Source organism: Candidatus Nomurabacteria bacterium (genome assembly GCA_023898525.1).
GTDB lineage: Bacteria > Patescibacteriota > Minisyncoccia > Phycocordibacterales > UBA918 > OLB19.
In genome coordinates this window covers 407,342-426,908 of sequence record CP060227.1, presented here as the reverse complement: position 1 = coordinate 426,908, position 19,567 = coordinate 407,342, and the positions used below count along the sequence as shown (strand labels likewise).

The following is a 19,567-nucleotide window of genomic DNA, read 5'->3' as shown; positions in this document are numbered from 1 at the left end:
ATGCTGTAAGCATGAGACGGCTTTGGCAAACGGTATTTTCAGGATTTGACGGTATTTTGTTTGGGGCAATCATGTGCCTTACCATCTTTGGATTGGTGACTATGTATTCACCGCTCGAGGATAATATTTTTTTTAATCGTCAAATTATTTGGGTTCTAATTGTAGTTTGGCTTTTTTTTGTTGCAATAATACCGAATTACCGTTTTTTAAGGACTGGTAACACTGTTTTTTACCTGTATTTATTAACGGTGGTTTTGCTTGTCTTGGTGCTTTTTTTTGGTGAAACTATTTTGGGAGCAAGGCAGCGCTTTGATTTGGGTTTCTTTTCATTACAGGTTTCTGATCCAACCAAACTTATCTTGATTGCATTATTGGCCAAATATTTTGCCAAGCGTCACGAACTAATTGGTGATTTTAAGCATATTCTGGTATCAGGTTTTTATGTTTTGATCCCGTTTGGTCTAATACTGGTACAACCTGACTTTGGTTCAGCTATGATCATCTTTGCGATTTGGTTTGGTATGGTGCTGGTGGCCGGTCTTAAGTTTCGGCATGTCGTGGTTGTGTTCATGCTTGGCTTGGTGGCTCTTGGTGGTATGTGGCAATTTGTTTTCCAGGACTATCAAAAGGATCGCATTATGACCTTTGTTGATCCTTTGGCCGATATTCAAGGTACTGGTTACAACGCTTATCAGTCGACTGTGACGGTCGGTTCGGGGCAGATTTTTGGAAAGGGCATCGGGTATGGTACACAATCAAAGTTTTTGTATTTGCCGGAATATGAGACAGATTTCATCTTTGCAGCTTTTGCTGAAGAGTGGGGAATCATTGGGGTTTTAGTCATGTTTTCTTTATTTGGTGTGGTGATATGGCGGCTTCTCTACCATGCTACTTTAGGAGTTAGTAACTTTGAGAAATTGTTCGCGGTTGGGGTAGTCATCTTTTTGTTGGCACACTTTTTTGTTCATGTTGGTATAAATATTGGAGTATTACCTGTTACCGGAACGACTATACCTTTTATGAGTTATGGCGGCTCACACTTAGTGACAGAATTTGTGGCGGTAGCGATGGTGCTTGGTATGAGTCGTGCTCAAGGTGCTAAAGCGGTGGCCAAGGAAACTCCATTTGTTGATTAGAACTACTTGGTTGGTGGTAACTAGTTTTGGTTAAAGAAAATACACTTTTTTTGTTTTATCAATCATTTCAGAGTGGCTAAAATTAGTGTGAATGTGGTCTGTCAAATTACTTGAATAACGTGTTCGTCTGTCTGGGTAATTGATGATTTCATCAAGAGCTTTAACAATAGTGTTGTGGTTATCAGGGTCGGTTAGTCGTCCTGAGATTTTCTCTTCTATTACTTCTCCGATTCCGCCGACCTGGCTAGCTATACAGGGAAGTCCGGCCTGACCGGCTTCTAATAGGGAGTAGGGCAAACCCTCTTTTTTTGACGGCAAAATAAAGGCGTCAAAAGCTAATAGATACTGCCTAGCATCTTTGATTTGACCGAGAAAACAAACGTGGTCTTTAAGTCCACGAAAATCTACTTGCTCGCGTAAATCTGAAAGCAATTCACCTTCACCAATTATGGAGTAAAATATTTTGGTTGAGTGGGTGGAATTAAATTCAGCTACAGCATTGATAGCCTCCTTGTGATTTTTGTTAGCATTTAATTCTGCTGTGGTTACAAGCCAGATATTATGTTGGTGATTTTCTATGTCATCAGCAGAAAAAAGTTTATGCCTAGCTTCTTGTCTGTCGTAGAGAAAGAAATTATTGACTGTGGTGTGAATAAGGGTACTTTTATTTTTGATGCCGATCATGTGTGAATTGCTAAGGTCATGGTGGCTGACCATAATGATCTTGTGGGAAAGGAGGTTGGTCAGGTACGACCCAGCCCAAGCCATGAACTTCCAAGCCCCAGATCGGTCTTCTAAGAATGTCCAGCCATGAACTGTAAAAATAACTCTAGATATGCCGAGTAGCCTCGCGGTAAGTGAACCCAAAAGACCAGCTTTAGCACTATTTACATGTACTATATCAGGGGAAAATTGATGTATGACTTTTCTTAAAGACCAGATAGCTTTAAGGTCTTTAAAGAAGCTTATGTCACGTTGAAAGCCTTCTATTTCATAAGTGTGTATTTTTTGTGCTCGCAGTCTTTCTACTAATTCTCCTTGTCCTCCGCAAGCGACCGCTACATCATGACCGAGTTTATGCATGGCTAGAGCTAGCTCAAAAACATAACGTTGAGCACCGCCAAAATTTGATTTTGTTATGACATAAAGAATGCGTTTTTGGGTCGGGCTTGTTTCCATGCTTATTTTTTATAGTATATATAGCATAGCTTATTTTTGGGCACGGCGCCAAAGGCGCCGTGCCCTTGCCATTTTCAAATACTTCGGTACGATAATGTGTAATTACCTATGGGGGAGCGAACACGTGAATTGGTGCAATTAGTCCTTGGTGACATATTCTTTTTTATTGCCGCACTCTGGCTAACTTTATTGGTGCGCTATTTGTCGTTGCCTAGCTATGATTTATTCGTGGAACACTTAGGGCCATTTTTGACCATTTCAACCATTTGGATCTTTGTCTTTTATATCGCCGGTCTTTATGACAAACAAACGTTATTTTTCAAGTCTTTTTTACTTAGTCGAATAATTAATACCCAAATCGTTAACGGTTTGATAGCAGCTCTTTTATTCTTCATAATCCCTTTTGGGATTGCGCCTAAGACCAATCTAGTCATTTATATTTTTATTAGCATCGCCTTGTTTACCTGGTGGCGCATGTCACTGTTTCCACGGATGGTACCGGAAACACAACACAAAGCAATTATCTTAGCCGACGGACACGAGGCTATAGAGTTAGTCGATGAGATAAATAACAACAGTCGTTATAGTTATTCCTTTGTCAGGATAATTGACGAAAAGACAGCTACAGAGACAAAAGATTTTGAAAATAAGTTATTAAATCTGATTGAGAACGAGAAAATCGATATAATTGTAGCGAATCCAAACAGTAAGTACATAGCTACGGTGTTACCTAAATTGTTTGATCTTTCATTTCTAAAATTCGAGCTAACTTTCTTAGATTTTAATAAAGTCTATGAAGAAACTTTTGATCGGGTACCGTTATCAGCCTTACGATACGAGTGGTTTATTACCAACATATCACAAGCAAAGAGCTTGTTCTATAATTTTGCAAAACGATCTATAGATATTGTTTTTGCTTTGATATTGATGATACCGAGTTTAGCCCTTTTTCCGTTTGTGGCTGTGGCAGTCAAGCTCGAAGATAATGGTGACCTTTTTTATACAGCTGAACGTGTGGGTCAATTTAATCGACCGATAAATATCTATAAAATACGTACAAAAAATGGTGCCGACAGTGGTGAAGAGGCACTTAAAAGTGAGTTGGTCGATACAAAGGTGGGAGCCTTCTTGCGGAAAACACGGATTGATGAATTGCCACAACTCATAAATGTACTCAAGGGAGACTTATCTTTCATTGGTCCACGGCCTGAGATACCGACGCTTGTTAAAGTTTACGCTGAGAAAGTGCCATACTACAATGCTCGACATTTCATCAAGCCTGGTCTTTCGGGGTGGGCACAGATTAATAACTTTGATGTGCCTCGAGGAGGGGTTGATGTCGAACGGACGATGGAGAAGCTTTCGTATGACCTCTTTTACCTCAAGCGACATTCACTAACTCTTGATGTACAGATAGCGCTAAAAACAGTAGCGACTATACTGATGCGTACAGGTACATAAATACACTTACAAGCTAATTTTGTACTATTTATGAAACGAATTTTGATTACTGGAGGGGCTGGGTTTATCGGTTCACATTGTGTAGATCTGTTTCTTGAACACGGGTACACGGTTGGTGTCTTTGATAAAAAAGCCAAGGCTGAGGCGGTAAATTTAAAACATGTTATGAATGATATTACCTATATCGAGGGTGATATTTGTGAAAAAGACAGGCTTGATGCGGTGATGGGTGAGTATGAATTAGTCTTACATCTGGCGGCTCTTATTTCTGTACAGGAATCTATTGTCGATCCAGTTGGTACTCATACCGTTAATGTGACTGGTACCCTAAATGTGATGGATTCAGCAGCTAAGCATAAAATACGCCGTTTAGTATATGCATCTTCAGCAGCGGTTTATGGAGACACTAAAGTGGTGCCAACGTCAGAAAGTGTGGAGCTGGCACCGTTGTCGCCATATGGTGTACACAAAATGATTAATGAACTGTATGGGCGACTCTACTCTGAACGATTCTTTTTACCAACTGCCGGTTTACGTTTCTTTAATGTCTATGGTTCACGCCAGGATCCAAATTCGCCATACTCTGGTGTCATCTCGGTTTTTACTCAGTGTATGCAAACGGGGGAACGTCCGACTATTTTTGGTGATGGTTCTGCCACTAGAGATTTTATTCACGTCTTAGATGTGGCTAAAGCTTGTCTTTTGGCAATTGAGAATAGTGCAGTTGGGTATGGTGTCTGGAATGTTGGACGGGGTGAAGAAATAACTGTTAATGAACTGGTTGTTGGACTTAATCAGATCATGTCTAAAGAGCTTGCTCCAAAGTACAGTGCTCGTCGTCCAGGTGATATTGAAAGGAGTTGTGCAAATATTGAACTTATCCAATCTCAGTATGGTTTTGATCCTTCTGTGGAATTGAGTGAAGGTCTCCGTGAGGTTATTGATTGGTCTGTAGACCAAGTGTGACCTATAAGTTATACTACGCGCCATGGTTATAAACGGAAAAGTTCTCGCGAACGAGATCTATCGAGAGCTGGCAAATAGTTTAGTACATCTAGACGTTAAACCGCGTTTAACGGTTATTACTTGTGATCCAAATTTTGAAACAAAGAAGTTTCTAGCTCTTAAGGCGGCGCGAGCGGCTGAGCTGGGTATAGAAATGGATACTATTATCTTACCAAAAGAAATAGATACCGAAAAAATAGTGTCCATTATCAAAACCGAATCATCGAAGAAAACTGGCATCATTGTTCAGTTGCCGTTACCGGCTCATATTGATACGAATGAAGTTTTAAAATCAATACCAAAAAGTCAGGACATAGATGCTTTTGGGTACACCGGTGAAGATACAGATATTTTGCCGCCGGTGGTGGGGGCTATAGCTGAGATTGCTGATACATATCGGCTTGAATGGAAAGGAAAAAAAGTGGTGGTAATTGGTGCTGGTCGCTTGGTAGGTAAACCTGCTGGCTTGTATGCCCAAAATCGGGGAGGTATCGTAACTATCTTGGATGAAAATAGTAAAGACATAGTATATTATACCAAAGAGGCAGATATAATCATCCTTGGGGCTGGTCAACCAAATCTACTGACGGCTGATATGGTAAGGGAGGGTGTTTTTGTGTTTGACGCCGGTGCTTCAGAAGACGGTGGTCTTTTGGTAGGTGATGCCAAGCCTGAGGTAGCGGAAAAAGCGGGCCTTTTCACACCAGTTCCGGGTGGAATTGGGCCAATGACAATCGCGGTACTTTTGCGCAATCTCGTAAAGTTGCACTTACGTCAATAGAAAATTAGATTTTTCTATGCTATAACAGACACATTATTTAAATACTTTTATATGGCAAATTCGTCGGTACCAGAAAAAACCTCTACCAATACAAAAACAGACGCTTTTTTGCGTTTTTTTAGGGCGGTTGTAATTGTTGCAGTTATTGGCTGGTTGGCTTCAACCGTGTATAGCAATACTATCAACGATAATTCTGACAATCCTTTTAAGTTGGGATTGGATTTGGCCGGTGGTTCTCATTTGATTTATGAGGCAGATGTGACCGGAATTGATCCGCTTGAAGTCCCGGATTTGATGAATACTTTACGTGACGTGATTGAAAAGCGTATCAATATTTTTGGCGTTTCAGAGCCCGCTATCTACGTTGAGACGAGTAGTTTCGTGACCGAAGAACAACATCAACGTTTGGTGGTTGAATTACCTGGTGTGACTGATGTTTCTGAGGCGGTGGCTGAGATTGGGCGGACTCCGCTTTTGGAATTTAAGTTACTAGATCCTGAAGCACTGGCTGCCCAAAATGCCGTGGCTTCAATTGGAAAAGAGATTGAGGATGAAGATGGAGCCAAAGCGGTTGTTTCTAACGTTAGAACCTCGTCTACTGCTGAGACTTTAGGAGTAGGTGAGCCTTATATTGATACTGGTTTAACCGGTCGCTATTTGGAAAGTGCTAGACTGGAATTTGCTGGTAGTCAATCTGGGCAGGTAGCTAATGAGCCAATTGTATCTTTACGCTTTACTTCCGAAGGAGGTAAGTTGTTTGCTGATATCACCCGGAGTCACGTTGGGGAACAATTGGCTATTTTCTTGGATGGAGAGATGATTTCTTCTCCTCGTATCAATGAGGCGATTACTGGAGGAACGGCTATTATTTCTGGTAATTTTGATCCGGCCGAAGCTAGGGCTCTGGCACAAAATCTTAACTTCGGTGCTTTGCCGGTACCAATTGAACTTATTAGTACTCAGACCATTGGAGCTACTTTAGGACAAGAAGTGCTTGATAAGGGTGTTAAGGCTGGTGCCGTTGGTTTTGGACTTATCTTGCTTTTCATGATCTTGTGGTATCGTTTGTCTGGTTTGGTGGCTGGTATCGCGCTTATGGGTTACGTCATAATCATGTTGGCACTTTTCCAGTATATTCCAGTTACTTTAACCGCGGCTGGTTTGGCTGGTTTTATCATTTCGCTTGGTATGGCGGTGGATGCCAATGTGTTGGTGTTTGAGCGCATGAAGGAAGAGCTACGGGCTGGTAAGAATAGTCGCGAAGCGGCAGTAGAAGGATTTAATCGGGCCTGGGGGGCCATCAGGGACGGAAACGTAACCAGTATTCTTTCGGCCATTATCCTGTTTTGGTTCGGATCGTCTTTGGTTAAAGGTTTCGCTTTAGTGTTTGGAATCGGGGTGGTTGTGTCCATGCTTTCAGCTTTGGTAGTAACTCGTACTCTGCTCATGGCTCTACCGGATGTAAAACAGGGTGAGAATAAGATCTGGTCATTTTTATTCGGTTGTGGTCTATCTAAGTAATCATTTATGTTTGCTATTAAGTACAGAAAAATTTTCTTAAGTATCGCTGCTGTCTTGATGGGTGGAAGTCTACTTCTAATTCTTTTGTTACCGCCTAAGGTAGGGATTGATTTTGCGGGCGGTTCACTAACAGAGGTGGCTTATAGTGATACTGTTCCAACTGAAGAGGAGGTAGAGTCAGTGGTTGAGGCTTTAGATTTGGGTGGTTTTTCGATTCAGGCTTCTTTGGACGAATCAGGCCGGGACAGCTACCTGATTCGTACTCGTGATCTATCAGAAGCTGAGCGTGTAGACGTAGCGGAAGCAGTGACTAGTCTTAGTGATGGTTCAGAAGTCACTCGCTTTACTTCTATTGGTCCGGTAATGGGTAAGGAGCTTAGAGACAAAGCTATGTGGGCGATTGCGGGAGTGGTTTTGATTATAATTTTGTATATTGCTTTTGCCTTTGCTGGTATTGGTAAGCCGGTCAGTTCTTGGGTCTATGGTGGTATAACCATCTTGGTTTTGATTCATGATGTGTTAGTGCCGACTGCTCTCATGAGTATCTTGGGCTATTTATCAGGGGTAGAAATGGATGTATTGTTTGTGATGGCGTTGTTGGCAGTGCTTGGGTACTCGGTAAATGATACAATCGTGATTTTTGACCGAGTACGTGAGAACTTAATCAAAAATCGCACTGAAAGACGTGTTAAACGCAATGAGGTAGGGGTTGTGCGAGAAGAGGTAGAGTACACTATTACAAAACCATTTGACGATATAGTAGGGAATGCTGTGTCTCAGTCAATTGCTCGTTCAATCAACACTTCTCTCACCACCTTGCTAGCTTTATTTGCTCTCTACTTAATCGGTGGAGACGTGACCGAAACGTTTGCTCTAGTTTTGATTGCCGGAGTTTTGGCGGGAACTTATTCATCAATTTGTATTGCTAGTCCACTACTCATAACTTACTCAAAATATAAAGAATCTAAGAATAATCCTAACAACTAAGCTATGATAATTGGTGTTACTGGTACAGATGGCTCAGGCAAGGGTTCTGTTGTTGCGCATTTAATTTCAAAATACAACTTCGTACATTATTCAAGTCGAGATTTGATTACTGAAGAAATAAAAAAGCGTGGTCTTGAACCAACTAGAGTAAACTTAAGAAAGGTGGCTAATATAATGCGTTCAGAGAATGGGACGGATGTGATTGTAAAAAAAGCCTTAGAAAAAATAGCGGCGGATGGAGTAGAGAAAGCGGTAATTGAGTCTATTCGGACAATTAATGAAGTAGAAACCTTAAGAAAGGCCGGTGGCTTGCTTCTGGCGATTGATGCACCGGCTGATGTGCGATATGAAAGAATTGTGGGCCGTGGGAGTGGAACTGATCATGTTTCCTTTGAAGATTTTGTAAAACACGAAAAATTAGAAATGGATGATCCTGATCCTAATGGTATGCAAAAAGCCAAGGTAATGGAGTTGGCTGATCACACTATTTCTAACTGTGACTCACTTGAGAACCTATATAAGTCTGTAGATAATTTTTTGGTCGCTCACAAAAAATAATTTGTAGCCAATAGTCTGTGTACTGTGCTACACTATTCGTAATTAGATATAATTTTTTGCTTATGAAACCTATATATATCGTTGTACTTGGGCTGATTTTAATCGCACTCATTTTTGTGTTTATCAATAGCGGCAATCAAGGTTCAAACACTACAAATAATCATATTCCAGCCGGGGAAACGGATGGAGTTACGACCGATAATATGTCGGAAGAAACAGATGTGACAGCAACAACCGATGAAGAGTCTGGGGTTATGGAAACTATAGAGACTTCAGAGGGCGATGCTTCAAAATCAGAGACAATGATTGACCCAACTGGTAAAGGGGGGTCGCCATCTTCTGGTGTGACTGAAGCTGCTGTCACCGAAAAAGTGTTTACCCTAGATGCTTTTAGTTTCGGTTACTCAGTTACTGAGATAAAGGTCAACAAGGGCGATCGGGTAACTATAAATCTGACTAACTCTAGCGGTTTTCATGACTGGGTAGTAGATGAGTTCGGTGCAGCTACAGATAGAATTCAAGCCGGTGGTAATACTTCGGTAACTTTTGTGGCTGACAAAATTGGTACTTTTGAATATTACTGTTCAGTGGGTGGTCATCGCCAAGCTGGTATGGTCGGTAAGCTGATTGTTGAGTAGCCGGATGACGGCAAAATACGGTACAAAATAAGCCCTATTTAGGGCTTATTTTGTACCGTATTTTGCCGTCAAAACTAAACGTGAATTCTAGTACCAATGAAATCTTCTTCGTGCAAATAGTTTATCAAATACTCAAGATGGGTTCCGTTTATTTGGGCCACTTCTATACCTAATCGTTCCGCTTCTTTAGCAGCCACTGGGTCAAAAGGAGAGGATAGTCCAGGATCCCATTCTTCGGGAATCAACTTTCTAAAATCGGTCCAGGATATTTCTTCGATTTTTTCAGCGGTTGGGTTAGTGGCTGGGTTGGCAGTATAAACATAGTCAGTATTGGATAAATTTATAACTCGGTGAGCTTTAATGTTGTTGGCTATCTGGATGGCTCGTAAATCGGTTGATGCGCCCGGTCGGTAACCGGCCGCTATAATAAGAGGAGAGTCTGTCGGAACGTCAAGAATTTCGTCAGGGTTGGTAATTATAGTTGGATACGCTAGGTCACGAAAGATGGTACGTAAAAGGTGGCCATTAAGTCTGGTGGCATGTAGTCCGAGCCAGTCCAAGTCTTCGCTTTGTAGACTGCTAACCTCTCCGGCTGCTTCTTGGTAGCGTCTGGCAGTCTTACCGCCACCGGCGATAATAACAAAACGACGGCCATCCGTCGTTTCTTTAATTATAAAATCCTTTAACTTAGCTAAAAAAGCCGTATCAATTTGATCGGGAACGATCAGTGATCCGCCAACTGATATAACAATAGTTTCTGATTTTGACATAGTATTTAGGATCCGTTTCAAATTAAACAACTAAAACAAAGGTTTCAAGCTATTTGATTTGAGAGGGAATTATAGAATTGTACGTTATTTTTTACTAGTTTCAACCTACGATACTGAATATTAAGATTAATAAGTGCTATACTTTTTATACATTACAAATTATGTATATTATGTATAAATTTACCAAATATACACTCGGCTTCACTTTGATTGAGCTACTGGTTGTAATTGCGATCATTGGTATATTGGCGAGTGTAATACTCTCTTCTTTGGCTGACGCTAGATACCAAGCGCAGGTGGCTTCTGCTCAGAGTGAACTGAATGGTATATATAAAGCTATGGAAATACTTTATAACGACACTGGTTTGTATCCTAACAAATTAAAAAAGTATTGTCCGCCCAGCTCTTATCCAAACAATGAAATCTGGTTGAATGCATCATCCTCAGGTTTGGTGGCAACGGACGGTACTTACTCTGGTTGGAACGGGCCGTACATTAAAAAAGCGATAGACCCCTGGGGTAACCCGTACCGTCTTGATGAGGACTATCAATGTCTAGCGGAAACGGTTGGTTGTGGAGGGGTGGCGGATGCTAGTACTGATTCCAGTGTAATTTACTCCTGCGGAAAAAACGGTGACTGTGACTATGATGCTGACAATGTAATTTTACTTTTCTGCCACAATTAGGGGACTATGTAGACCTCTGCTTAAAGGGAACTCTTGACAAATTCCAAGAGTCACGTGCTTGACATATGGCTATATAAGTGATAATTTGTTAATGGTCTTAAGGTATCTAGTTATCTAAGAGTAATTGACACCTTTGTTTTTTGAAAGTTAAGACCAAGGTTGGTGTTTTTAACACCTTACTAAAAACTTCTTTTTTGAGGATTAAACATGAAGAGAATGTGTCTGTTTTTTGTATCTTTGTTTTTCTTTATTTCAGCTTCCGTCATGGCAACAAATAATATAGTGTCCTACTCCATTAATAGTGGGGAATCTGGACTCTATCTTAGTGCTGGTCACCATAGCGGCGGAGCAAACGGGTATATCATTGTAAACAACGGTGCGTATACTTTCTCGTCCAGTCCAGGTGGTTATACTGATGCTAGTGCCGATCAGTTTGAATTGGTAGATATGTCAATTCATAAAGGGGTTGGTGCCGTGACTAACTTGCACCAAGCAACTAGTTTGGCTGTGACTGATCATCGTTCGGCTACAGCCACTGCAGATACCAGTAATTTTACAAATCTTGAAATTCAAGGTCATGGTTCTGCAGAGGTGGTAGACATAACTACAGCAGGTGCTAATGCAATAAAAGGTTGGCAGTTTAAATAAAGAAAGCAATTTGGGACAGAGAAGAACTCTGTCCCAAATATACAAATCTCAATACGTATTTAAACTTAAAAAGGAGAAATATAATGAAGGTTATTTTCATCGCAAGTTTACTGATTTTAATGAGCCAAAGTTTGCATGCTACTCCACCTGGTGGAGCCGGCAGTGGGGTTAATGTAGGGGTGCAGAATGATGCATCGGCTACGGCTGCTGCTGTTGCTACATCTGCATCTAAAGGCGGTAGTTCGAGTTCTAAATCGGAAATTGGAGATATTACTATTAACCCAATACAAGAATCAACTCAAGAATTGTCTATTGGCGATATTAAGCCAAATCAAGACGCTTCACTGGAGTCTACACAAAGTGTAGGGAATATTCAGCCGATGCAAAGCATTCACATTGAATCAAATACAAAAATACCGCCTCAAATGCCTGGGAATTACGCTCCAGGAGTTGGTGTTACTCCGCAGATTTTTAGTCAGTTAGGTGTGACTCACATGGAAGCGGGACTTGGTGTTATGGACTTATATTCACAACTGTGCCCTATTGAAGTGGTAGCTGGTGTAGATAGTCGTAAGAGAGAATGGTCTACAAACCTTTTTTCGGATGAGGAGATTTATTTTACTCCCGATAGTGGTTATTTAACCAGGTCGAATCAAAAGCGTTATGCTACACGAGCTACCGTGCTGAGACCGGGAGAAACAGCTTATGTTGAATGTGTAGGTTTGGTGACCGCTACGGCAAAATCTGGTGATGCTTCTAAGGTCTCGTATACTTCGCTGGTTATGGAAGTAATGACGCTGGCTGTTAAAGGTAGAATAAAGGCAGATAGTGAACTTATTTTTGTTTTTCCTGAGGCGGGTAGAGTTGTAGCGAGAGGGGTTGGTTCACGCGGACATGGATTTGGCGTTGGTGGCGGTGGTAGTAATTCGCCAACAGACACCATTTTTGGTGGTTCTATGGGGTACTCATTTACCAAAATGAATACTCAGGTAGATGGCCGTACTGGTTTTACAGGTATGGTTTTTGTAAGGTCTAATCCGTACAAGGAAGATAATTCTAAGGTCATACAGGTAGGCTATTTTGAAGACAAGGAACCGGACAATTCGGTCTCTGCTATACCCGGTAATGGAAACGAGGCAGGTAAAAAAGCTACTACTACCAGTTCTTTATCACAGTAAAAAAAGTTTTTGAATGGGCGGTTGCACAGCAATGTGTGATCGCCTATTATTTTTTTATATAATAAAATAAACTTGCTTTTTTGTAAAAAGCGTGGTATCGCTTCGTCGCGAAGCAGATTGTTGATTTGAAAATATTTTTTTTTTGAAAAGGAGAAATTAAATGAAGAAAATTATTTTAGCCTTCGGGCTAGTTGCTTTATTTGTGGCCAGCGGTGCTGTAGCAACTAATAATCCAAATGTGGCAGAAGAAGAGCGTATTGTCCTATTTACGACAGCACCTCAGAATTGGGATAGAATAGAGCGGGGTATGATGAGTTTATATAACCCGGAAACCCAGACTTTTCCTACGTCGTTCTTGTCTCACTTGGTTTGTAAATATAATCCACTTGAGGCGGTTAAGGAATACCTGCAAAAGAATTCCTTAGACAAGGGACTTTGTGGTGATATATTCATTACCTATAACAGGCTTGGAAATGTCATCACCAAGGATGATTTTCTTACACGGGCGACAAGCGGCGGCGGTCTTTCTTTTCCGGTTGGTCGCGAACTGGAGAATTTTGTGGTTCGGATTAGAGGGTCAGAAGGCTCGTCTGAGCAAAGATTGAAACGTTTGAAGACTTGGGCTCATCAAATTCATTTGTCTATGGATCAACCAGATCCAATTTCTGTAAAAGCGGGTCCTGGTGGTGAAGGCGGTTCAGCCTTAGCCGTAATTGTACCTGATCCGCTACAAGAGCGTTTGGAAGCAGCACTGGCAAGGATTGAGAAGCTTGAATCTCAGACGGTGGTAACATCGGGTGATTTTCAGGAAGTACAAGACATGCTCAGAGGCTTGCTGGAGCAAGACAGAGAAACCACTGATGCTATCAGTAATTTGATTCAAGGTTTCGATCGGATTTCAGATATAATTTCAAATTTTGACATTGATTGGCTGCCTGGTTTCAAGCAGACGACAGAAAGTGATATTAAAAAACTCAAGGATGGACAAAAGGCTCTGGAACAGATGGATGAAAATCAAAACCTTGTTTTTCTTCTTGTGTTCAGTTTAATTATTTTCCTTTTCTTTAGAACGAGGAAGAAGAAAGAGGAAGTAATTCTTTGAGCGAAGCGTAAGTCGCTTTATCCTCTAAAGCCGCCGGTAAAGTAACATGGCGGCTTTTTTCTTTTTTCACCTTTAGGACTTGCAAAATTTCTTCGTATCTGTATAATGCTCAGCACTGTTCGTTGGAGGTTAGGAAGTGTGGTTTTTGTGCGCATTCGCGTAATACAATCATCTTTGCTCCCAAAGAGAACAAAGTCGTTTGACAATTGAATAAACATATCTAATGCCCAACATTAGATATGACGTACATAATTTATTAAACATTTTTTGATGTTTAATAAAGTTATGCATCAGCACAATTTTTAGGCAAGAGATTATGAATTTGTTCATCATTTGCGTCTAGCAATTTTTTCTAGGAAAGGAAAAAATTGAGACGTAAATTCACAATATGTCCTTCGGACATTTGTTCATTTATTCTTTTGTCTTATCCTTTAGGTAAAATAGTTTGTTTGAGCGCGGGAAAGTAGTACAGTACCGCACATGCTCACAAACGCAGATGCACATAGACTTCGGTCTATAGTGCCCTGTCTTCAATTAGAGTTTGATCCTAGCTCAGGATGAATGCTGGCGGCGTGGATGAGGCATGCAAGTCGAATGAATTTATATTCATGGCAGACGAGGTAGGAACACGTAGGTACGTACCCTAAAGTCAGGCATAACCCGGCGAAAGTCGGAATAATACTTGATGGTCCCTTCGGGGTAAAGATTTATCGCTTTAGGAACGGCCTGCGGGCTATCAGCTTGTTGGTAAGGTAACGGCTTACCAAGGCTACGACGGCTAGGGGAGGTGAGAGCCTGACCCCCACCGATGGAACTGCGACACGGTCCATACTCCTACGGGAGGCTGCAGTCGAGAATCTTCCGCAATGGACGAAAGTCTGACGGAGCGACGCCGCGTGGTGGATGAAGCCCTTAGGGGCGTAAACACCTTTTATGAGGGAGGAAGTTTATTGACGTTACCTCATGAATAAGGGGCTCCCAACTCTGTGCCAGCAGGAGCGGTAATACAGAGGCCCCAAGCATTATCCGGATTTACTGGGCGTAAAGGGTGCGTAGGCGGCTATATTAGTCAGGTGTTAAATCTTCTCGGCTCAACCGGAAGGCCGCACTTGAAACGGTATAGCTAGAAGGAGTGAGAGGTAAGCAGAACTCACGGTGTAGGGGTGAAATCCGTTGATATCGTGGGGAATACCAAATGCGAAGGCAGCTTACTGGCACTTTCTTGACGCTGAGGCACGAAAGCGTGGGTAGCGAATCGGATTAGATACCCGAGTAGTCCACGCCCTAAACGCTGTCTGTTGGCTATGGGGAGTATCGACCCTCTCTGTGGCGAAGTTAACACGTTAAACAGACCGCCTGGGTAGTACGAGCGCAAGCTTAAAACTCAAAGGAATAGACGGGGGCTCGCACAAGCGGTGGATCATGTGGCTTAATTCGTAGCTAAGCGAAGAACCTTACCAAGGCTAGAAACCATACTGCACGCCCGGGGAAACTCGGGAAGCCTTCGAGGGTGTATGGCAGGTGATGCATGGCCGTCGTCAGTTCGTGGCTTGAGCTGTTCCCTTAAGTGGGGAAACGAACGCAACCCTCGTTGTCTGTTATAAGTGTCAGACGAGACTGCTCCCTCACGGGAGAGGAAGGTGAGGATGACGCCAGGTCAGCATGTCCCTTGATGCCTTGGGCTGCACACGTGATACAATGGGTGGTACAACGGGACGCAATATCGTAAGATGGAGCAAATCCTAATAAAACCATCCTCAGTTCGGATTGAGGGCTGCAACTCGCCCTCATGAAGTCGGAATCGCTAGTAATCGCGGATCAGCAACGCCGCGGTGAATACGTTCCCGAGCCTTGTACTCACCGCCCGTCAAGTCAGGGGAGTCGGGAGTGCCCGAAGTCCCACCTAGCGTGGGCCGACGGTAAACTCGATAACAAGGACTAAGTCGTAACAAGGCACGGCTAGCGGAAGCTGGTCGTGGATTAATTCCAATTGGACACGTTGTCGTATTTCTGGTAACAGATCTACAATGACAGCTAATTGGTCGATGTTGTAGGTATCAATTGAGCCTATAACGAGTAATGATACTCAACACTCTGAAGTGGTATCGGACTCCAGGGAAAGACCGGACCTCCAGGATAAGACAAAAGAGCAAGTGAACTCTTTTGCAAAATTGTTTGCATACGAAAAACTACCTACACTTTAGTGTAGGTAGTTTTTCGTATAAATTAGCCTCCGAAACCAGCTGGAACTGGAGGCTTATGACCAGGTATGGGTACCGCGGTAGGGCAGGCGTTGTGTTCTTTTAGATAGTCAGGACAGGTTTGCTCGCCTTCTTGAAGACCGGTTGAATAAGTGAGTAGGTTTACTATTCCCCAAAAGATAACTAAAAAAACAAAAGCTGCAATACTATATAAAGCAAGATTTTTAGCTTTCTCTCGGCCAGTCTCATTAGTGCTTTCAATTACAAAGTATCTAATGGCATTAATTATAAATATCAAAAAAGCGATCCCAAATAGAAAAGGGATAAGAATGTAGCTAATGAAACCGATTAAGGCAGGAAGAAAAGACTGAAGCGAGGCTTCTTGAGCAAAGCTCGGTAATGGTAATAAGATTAAGACAGCAATAAGAAGGTGGTAATTTTTCATGCTTCAATTATAACCTAGTAAATAAGCAAGTTTTGTGACAACTTAACAGTTGACATAAGTCATTTAAGATGGTAGAATAAAAAAGTAACTCAACATATCAAATTTCCATAGGAGATTATAAGTCATGAAAATCATGAAGAATGTTGGTGTTGTAATTACTGTAATAGGTATTTTATTATACCTGTCGGCACTAGGAGAAGATTTATCTAATGGACAAATCTTCGGCCTTGCTCTATGGGGTTCCTCTGTCACTATCTTAGGATACCTTGTGTACCGTCTGTCTGGGGGCAGAAGTTGGTTTGAAGGACCTTACGCTCCCTTACCTGTAGATTATTGTAAGATAAACAGAAGGTATTAAGGTTTCTGTTTATATTACCAGCCCGTACTTTATGTACGGGCTTTAATTTGTGTCCAAACCCTTACATTTTTTTGAATTTTCTGCTATAGTAGCGTGCACTTAGGTGAGCGCGAGCTAGAAAATGCGTATAGCATTTTCTCCGGTCGCGAAGCGAATCGCCGATGTTTACGAGGCGATAGGGAGCTGGCTAGATGCATTCTCCTGACTTCTTACTTTCAAGTGAGCGAATAAAATGAAAAATATTTTTCATTTTTGAGCGAACGCAGAAAGCAAGCTAAGCTTACAGAAGCTGTACACCTTTTGGATATTTTGTTTGTTTAATTTGTCCGCGCTTAGCTCAGTTGGCTAGAGCATTCGACTGATACTCGAAAGGTCCTAGGTTCGAATCCTAGAGCGCGGACAAATTACGCAAACAGCAAAATATCTCAAAAGTTTATATAATTTTAGAGTTTGTTCGTCCAGTAATTTTGCCTAGGGAAGGGCAAAATTGGGACGTAAATTCAGAATGGTCGTTTTCCACTCCTTTATTCATTTAAAATTACGCAAATGGGTATAATAAAAAAACTCTACTTTGAGTAGAGTTTTTTTGATATTGGTTTAAGGTTTGTATATGTTTATTTTACTTTCTAAGTCTAGTATTTGTTCTTCTTTGGATTGGGTAGAGTCTTCCAGGTTTGTTGTTACTGTTTTCAAATCTTTAATAAGTAAGTAAACAAAGAATACAAATAATAAAAATAAAGCCCAAGCAAAAAGTTGAAAGAATTTATAGTGTTCCAGTTTCTTAGATTGCATATAGTTTAATTATAACAAACAGGTTTGCAAATTGATGCTTTTCCACAATGGAATCTGTTAGTTCATGATTAATTGAAATACATTCTGAAAACCGAGAGCTGTCAAAGTTTGAAAGGTGATTGTGCCTAAAATCAGCGGCGTGATAAACTCTTTGATCCTTACCCCCATTAGTCCGAGAGGAATGATATATATTTCATCCGGGAAAGGGACAAAGGCGGCAAATGAAAAAACAAAGTAAGGGAGCCACCTTCTCTTTTCTAAATACAGCCTGTTTATTTTTTCTTCTAGTTTGGGGTAATGACTTTCGGTAAAGCGATGTCCGATCCGTCCTAGCCCGTAGGCGACAAAGTTAGCGCACATGGTGCCGGCTACCAGGATGGCAATTACAATAGGTAGTGAGATGCCGCCAGCGGTAAAGACTGGTGTAAAGGTGGAGGCGGGTACTGGGATGAACAGATTTAATCCGGCAATAAAGCTGAGAATAAAAATACCGATATGGCCAAATTGCTGAACAAGGAGTTGTATGTTGGTGTTGTTAGATACTAGTTCTGTTAGAAAAATTGAGATATATAGGAAGACAGCAATGATACCTAAAACAAAAGTAAAATGAAGTAGTTTATCTGTTTTGGGGTGTTTGGACATACTATATAAAGTGTATCACGCATAAATGGCTGGTAAAACGCGTAATTTTGCGTATTATAAGCAGATTATGGAATTTGGGTATTATTTCAAAGGAAAAAAAGTTACAGTGATGCGAATTGGTCTTCTGGGTCGAGGGATAGGCGACGCTGCTTATATGGCTGAAGCTGGGGCGGAGGTGTTGGTGGTAGATGATGCTTCTGCGGAGGTAATGCAGCCGGCAGTTGACACTCTTAAGGAATATACAAACATCACCTTTAAGTTCGGTCCGTATGACAATGCTGATTTTGAAAACCGTGATTTCATTTTGGTGGGTGCGGGGGCGCCATTTGACTTGCCTTGTTTGTTGCACGCCCACGAAGTGGGCGTGCCTTTGATGCAGAGCGCGGCATTATTTGCAGAGTTATCAAAAATCCCAATTATCGGTGTGACCGGTACGCGAGGTAAGAGTACAGTGACCGGGATGATTCATTATGTTTTGTCACAAGTAACCGGAGAAAAGATTTTGCTTGGAGGAAATATTCGTGGAGTATCAAACTTACAACTTTTAAAAGAAGTTCATGAAGATTCTGTTTGTGTAATGGAGCTCGACTCTTGGCAGTTGCAAGGCTTTGGTTGGGCGGAAATTTCTCCTCAAGTAGCGGTCTTCACTAACTTCATGGAAGATCATCTTAATTACTACAGTAAGGGTGGGAAAAGTAAGGAGGAGGCAATGGAGCTATACTTCAAAGACAAAGCGCAGATATTTTTGCATCAAGACGAAAGTGGAACCTTGGTCGCAACACCGGAAGTGTTTGAGTGGATCAAAAAAGTTTTCCCAAATCTACATTTAGGTCAAGAAGTGAAACTAACCGACGCTTCAATTATTCCAGAAGAAGCTTTGCTCTCAATGCCGGGTGAACATAATCGACTAAATGCAGCTTTAGCTTATCAAGCTCTAGAAGCACTTAGATTGTCTGAGGAAGAGATTTTTGCCGGGCTAGCTACTTTTAAAGGAGTAGAAGGTAGGTTGCAGTATGTAGGTGTAACTGAAAAAGGGGTAAGGATTTATAATGACAACAATGCTACCACGCCACAAGCAACTGCTGCCGGTATAAAAGCGGTAGGTATGGTAGAAAAGAAAAATGTTGTCTTAATCGCTGGTGGAGCCGATAAGGGTATCGACAGCACCCCTCTTACTGAGGCTATTTTTAGCTTCTGCAAGCAAGTAGTCCTTACCCCTGGTACCGGTACCGAAGCCTTACTTGAAGAGCTTAATAAGTCAGACTTTACTGATTTTTTAGTGGTAGAAGATTTGAAGATGGCGGTAGAGGAAGCTGTTTTAGCGGCTGAGGCAGGTGATATTATTTTGTTCTCTCCGGCCTTTGCTTCGTTCGCGCAGTACAAAAATGAATACGAAAGGAATGACGAGTTTTTAGGTTTGGTTAATGAATTTGTTTCATTATGATTTTAAAGCATAAGAGCATAGCCAACGCTATGCTC

18 protein-coding genes, 1 tRNA gene and 1 rRNA gene are annotated in these 19,567 nt (G+C 41.6%); 15 read left to right on the top strand and 5 right to left on the bottom strand.

Going from position 1 to position 19,567, the window contains the following annotated elements:
• Positions 1-11 precede the first annotated feature (11 nt).
• Positions 12-1,136, top strand: coding sequence for a rod shape-determining protein RodA (locus H6779_01850; protein USN88170.1), 1,125 nt, complete (start codon positions 12-14; stop codon positions 1,134-1,136).
• A gap of 30 nt (positions 1,137-1,166) precedes the next feature.
• Here the strand turns inward: H6779_01850 and H6779_01845 are convergent, their stop codons facing one another.
• Complete coding sequence (locus tag H6779_01845) at positions 1,167-2,315, bottom strand: glycosyltransferase family 4 protein (GenBank protein USN88169.1); 1,149 nt, start codon at positions 2,313-2,315, stop codon at positions 1,167-1,169.
• Between the two features lie 108 nt (positions 2,316-2,423).
• On the opposite strand from H6779_01845, the gene H6779_01840 reads away from it, so the two are divergent.
• The 7 genes from H6779_01840 to H6779_01810 all read left to right on the top strand — a co-directional run bounded on the left by H6779_01840 (position 2,424) and on the right by H6779_01810 (position 9,266).
• Entirely contained in the window at positions 2,424-3,776 is a 1,353-nt protein-coding gene (locus H6779_01840) for a sugar transferase (GenBank protein USN88168.1), read from the top strand.
• A gap of 30 nt (positions 3,777-3,806) precedes the next feature.
• A complete protein-coding gene (locus tag H6779_01835; GenBank protein USN88167.1) occupies positions 3,807-4,742 on the top strand; it encodes an NAD-dependent epimerase/dehydratase family protein in 936 nt (311 codons plus the stop codon).
• A gap of 22 nt (positions 4,743-4,764) precedes the next feature.
• Positions 4,765-5,562 carry a bifunctional 5,10-methylenetetrahydrofolate dehydrogenase/5,10-methenyltetrahydrofolate cyclohydrolase gene (locus tag H6779_01830; GenBank protein ID USN88166.1) on the top strand — a complete coding sequence of 266 codons (798 nt, stop codon included), beginning with the start codon at positions 4,765-4,767 and terminating at the stop codon, positions 5,560-5,562.
• A gap of 51 nt (positions 5,563-5,613) precedes the next feature.
• A complete protein-coding gene (gene secD, locus H6779_01825) occupies positions 5,614-7,083 on the top strand; it encodes a protein translocase subunit SecD (protein USN88165.1) in 1,470 nt (489 codons plus the stop codon).
• A 6-nt stretch (positions 7,084-7,089) separates the two neighbouring features.
• Positions 7,090-8,070 (top strand): protein translocase subunit SecF, encoded by a 981-nt coding sequence (locus tag H6779_01820; GenBank protein ID USN88164.1) that lies wholly within the window; start codon positions 7,090-7,092, stop codon positions 8,068-8,070.
• Positions 8,071-8,073: 3 nt separating this feature from the next.
• The gene (locus tag H6779_01815) at positions 8,074-8,628 is read left to right on the top strand and encodes an AAA family ATPase (protein USN88163.1); all 555 of its coding nucleotides are present in this window, start codon (positions 8,074-8,076) and stop codon (positions 8,626-8,628) included.
• A 62-nt stretch (positions 8,629-8,690) separates the two neighbouring features.
• Positions 8,691-9,266 carry a cupredoxin domain-containing protein gene (locus H6779_01810; protein ID USN88162.1) on the top strand — a complete coding sequence of 192 codons (576 nt, stop codon included), beginning with the start codon at positions 8,691-8,693 and terminating at the stop codon, positions 9,264-9,266.
• Between the two features lie 74 nt (positions 9,267-9,340).
• On the opposite strand, the gene H6779_01805 is transcribed toward H6779_01810, so the two are convergent.
• Positions 9,341-10,036 carry a UMP kinase gene (locus H6779_01805; protein USN88161.1) on the bottom strand — a complete coding sequence of 232 codons (696 nt, stop codon included), beginning with the start codon at positions 10,034-10,036 and terminating at the stop codon, positions 9,341-9,343.
• 170 nt (positions 10,037-10,206) lie between these two features.
• On the opposite strand from H6779_01805, the gene H6779_01800 reads away from it, so the two are divergent.
• The 5 genes from H6779_01800 to H6779_01780 all read left to right on the top strand — a co-directional run bounded on the left by H6779_01800 (position 10,207) and on the right by H6779_01780 (position 15,631).
• Positions 10,207-10,722 (top strand): prepilin-type N-terminal cleavage/methylation domain-containing protein, encoded by a 516-nt coding sequence (locus H6779_01800; protein USN88160.1) that lies wholly within the window; start codon positions 10,207-10,209, stop codon positions 10,720-10,722.
• Between the two features lie 264 nt (positions 10,723-10,986).
• Positions 10,987-11,370, top strand: coding sequence for a hypothetical protein (locus H6779_01795; protein USN88159.1), 384 nt, complete (start codon positions 10,987-10,989; stop codon positions 11,368-11,370).
• A gap of 119 nt (positions 11,371-11,489) precedes the next feature.
• Complete coding sequence (locus tag H6779_01790) at positions 11,490-12,548, top strand: hypothetical protein (GenBank protein USN88158.1); 1,059 nt, start codon at positions 11,490-11,492, stop codon at positions 12,546-12,548.
• A 160-nt stretch (positions 12,549-12,708) separates the two neighbouring features.
• Positions 12,709-13,650 carry a hypothetical protein gene (locus H6779_01785; GenBank protein USN88157.1) on the top strand — a complete coding sequence of 314 codons (942 nt, stop codon included), beginning with the start codon at positions 12,709-12,711 and terminating at the stop codon, positions 13,648-13,650.
• A gap of 533 nt (positions 13,651-14,183) precedes the next feature.
• Positions 14,184-15,631 (top strand): 16S ribosomal RNA (locus H6779_01780).
• A gap of 245 nt (positions 15,632-15,876) precedes the next feature.
• On the opposite strand, the gene H6779_01775 is transcribed toward H6779_01780, so the two are convergent.
• Entirely contained in the window at positions 15,877-16,296 is a 420-nt protein-coding gene (locus H6779_01775) for a hypothetical protein (protein USN88156.1), read from the bottom strand.
• 684 nt (positions 16,297-16,980) lie between these two features.
• Between H6779_01775 and H6779_01770 the strand changes: the two genes are divergently transcribed.
• A tRNA-Ile gene (locus H6779_01770) sits at positions 16,981-17,054 on the top strand.
• 197 nt (positions 17,055-17,251) lie between these two features.
• Here H6779_01770 and H6779_01765 read toward each other — a convergent pair.
• Positions 17,252-17,446: a hypothetical protein gene (locus tag H6779_01765; GenBank protein USN88155.1), complete on the bottom strand. Its 195-nt coding sequence runs from the start codon at positions 17,444-17,446 to the stop codon at positions 17,252-17,254.
• Positions 17,447-17,503: 57 nt separating this feature from the next.
• Positions 17,504-18,088 carry a VTT domain-containing protein gene (locus tag H6779_01760; protein USN88154.1) on the bottom strand — a complete coding sequence of 195 codons (585 nt, stop codon included), beginning with the start codon at positions 18,086-18,088 and terminating at the stop codon, positions 17,504-17,506.
• A 67-nt stretch (positions 18,089-18,155) separates the two neighbouring features.
• Between H6779_01760 and murD the strand changes: the two genes are divergently transcribed.
• Positions 18,156-19,532: a UDP-N-acetylmuramoyl-L-alanine--D-glutamate ligase gene (murD, locus tag H6779_01755; protein USN88153.1), complete on the top strand. Its 1,377-nt coding sequence runs from the start codon at positions 18,156-18,158 to the stop codon at positions 19,530-19,532.
• The last annotated feature ends 35 nt before the right edge of the window (positions 19,533-19,567 follow it).

Bases quoted from the DNA above. Each gene is read 5' to 3' on its own strand.
- H6779_01850 (USN88170.1), top strand. From the start codon at position 12: ATGAGACGGCTTTGGCAAACGGTATTTTCAGGATTTGACGGTATTTTG.
- H6779_01845 (USN88169.1), bottom strand. From the start codon at position 2,315: ATGGAAACAAGCCCGACCCAAAAACGCATTCTTTATGTCATAACAAAA.
- H6779_01840 (USN88168.1), top strand. From the start codon at position 2,424: ATGGGGGAGCGAACACGTGAATTGGTGCAATTAGTCCTTGGTGACATA.
- H6779_01835 (USN88167.1), top strand. From the start codon at position 3,807: ATGAAACGAATTTTGATTACTGGAGGGGCTGGGTTTATCGGTTCACAT.
- H6779_01830 (USN88166.1), top strand. From the start codon at position 4,765: ATGGTTATAAACGGAAAAGTTCTCGCGAACGAGATCTATCGAGAGCTG.
- secD (USN88165.1), top strand. From the start codon at position 5,614: ATGGCAAATTCGTCGGTACCAGAAAAAACCTCTACCAATACAAAAACA.
- H6779_01820 (USN88164.1), top strand. From the start codon at position 7,090: ATGTTTGCTATTAAGTACAGAAAAATTTTCTTAAGTATCGCTGCTGTC.
- H6779_01815 (USN88163.1), top strand. From the start codon at position 8,074: ATGATAATTGGTGTTACTGGTACAGATGGCTCAGGCAAGGGTTCTGTT.
- H6779_01810 (USN88162.1), top strand. From the start codon at position 8,691: ATGAAACCTATATATATCGTTGTACTTGGGCTGATTTTAATCGCACTC.
- H6779_01805 (USN88161.1), bottom strand. From the start codon at position 10,036: ATGTCAAAATCAGAAACTATTGTTATATCAGTTGGCGGATCACTGATC.
- H6779_01800 (USN88160.1), top strand. From the start codon at position 10,207: ATGTATAAATTTACCAAATATACACTCGGCTTCACTTTGATTGAGCTA.
- H6779_01795 (USN88159.1), top strand. From the start codon at position 10,987: ATGGCAACAAATAATATAGTGTCCTACTCCATTAATAGTGGGGAATCT.
- H6779_01790 (USN88158.1), top strand. From the start codon at position 11,490: ATGAGCCAAAGTTTGCATGCTACTCCACCTGGTGGAGCCGGCAGTGGG.
- H6779_01785 (USN88157.1), top strand. From the start codon at position 12,709: ATGAAGAAAATTATTTTAGCCTTCGGGCTAGTTGCTTTATTTGTGGCC.
- H6779_01775 (USN88156.1), bottom strand. From the start codon at position 16,296: ATGAAAAATTACCACCTTCTTATTGCTGTCTTAATCTTATTACCATTA.
- H6779_01765 (USN88155.1), bottom strand. From the start codon at position 17,446: ATGCAATCTAAGAAACTGGAACACTATAAATTCTTTCAACTTTTTGCT.
- H6779_01760 (USN88154.1), bottom strand. From the start codon at position 18,088: ATGTCCAAACACCCCAAAACAGATAAACTACTTCATTTTACTTTTGTT.
- murD (USN88153.1), top strand. From the start codon at position 18,156: ATGGAATTTGGGTATTATTTCAAAGGAAAAAAAGTTACAGTGATGCGA.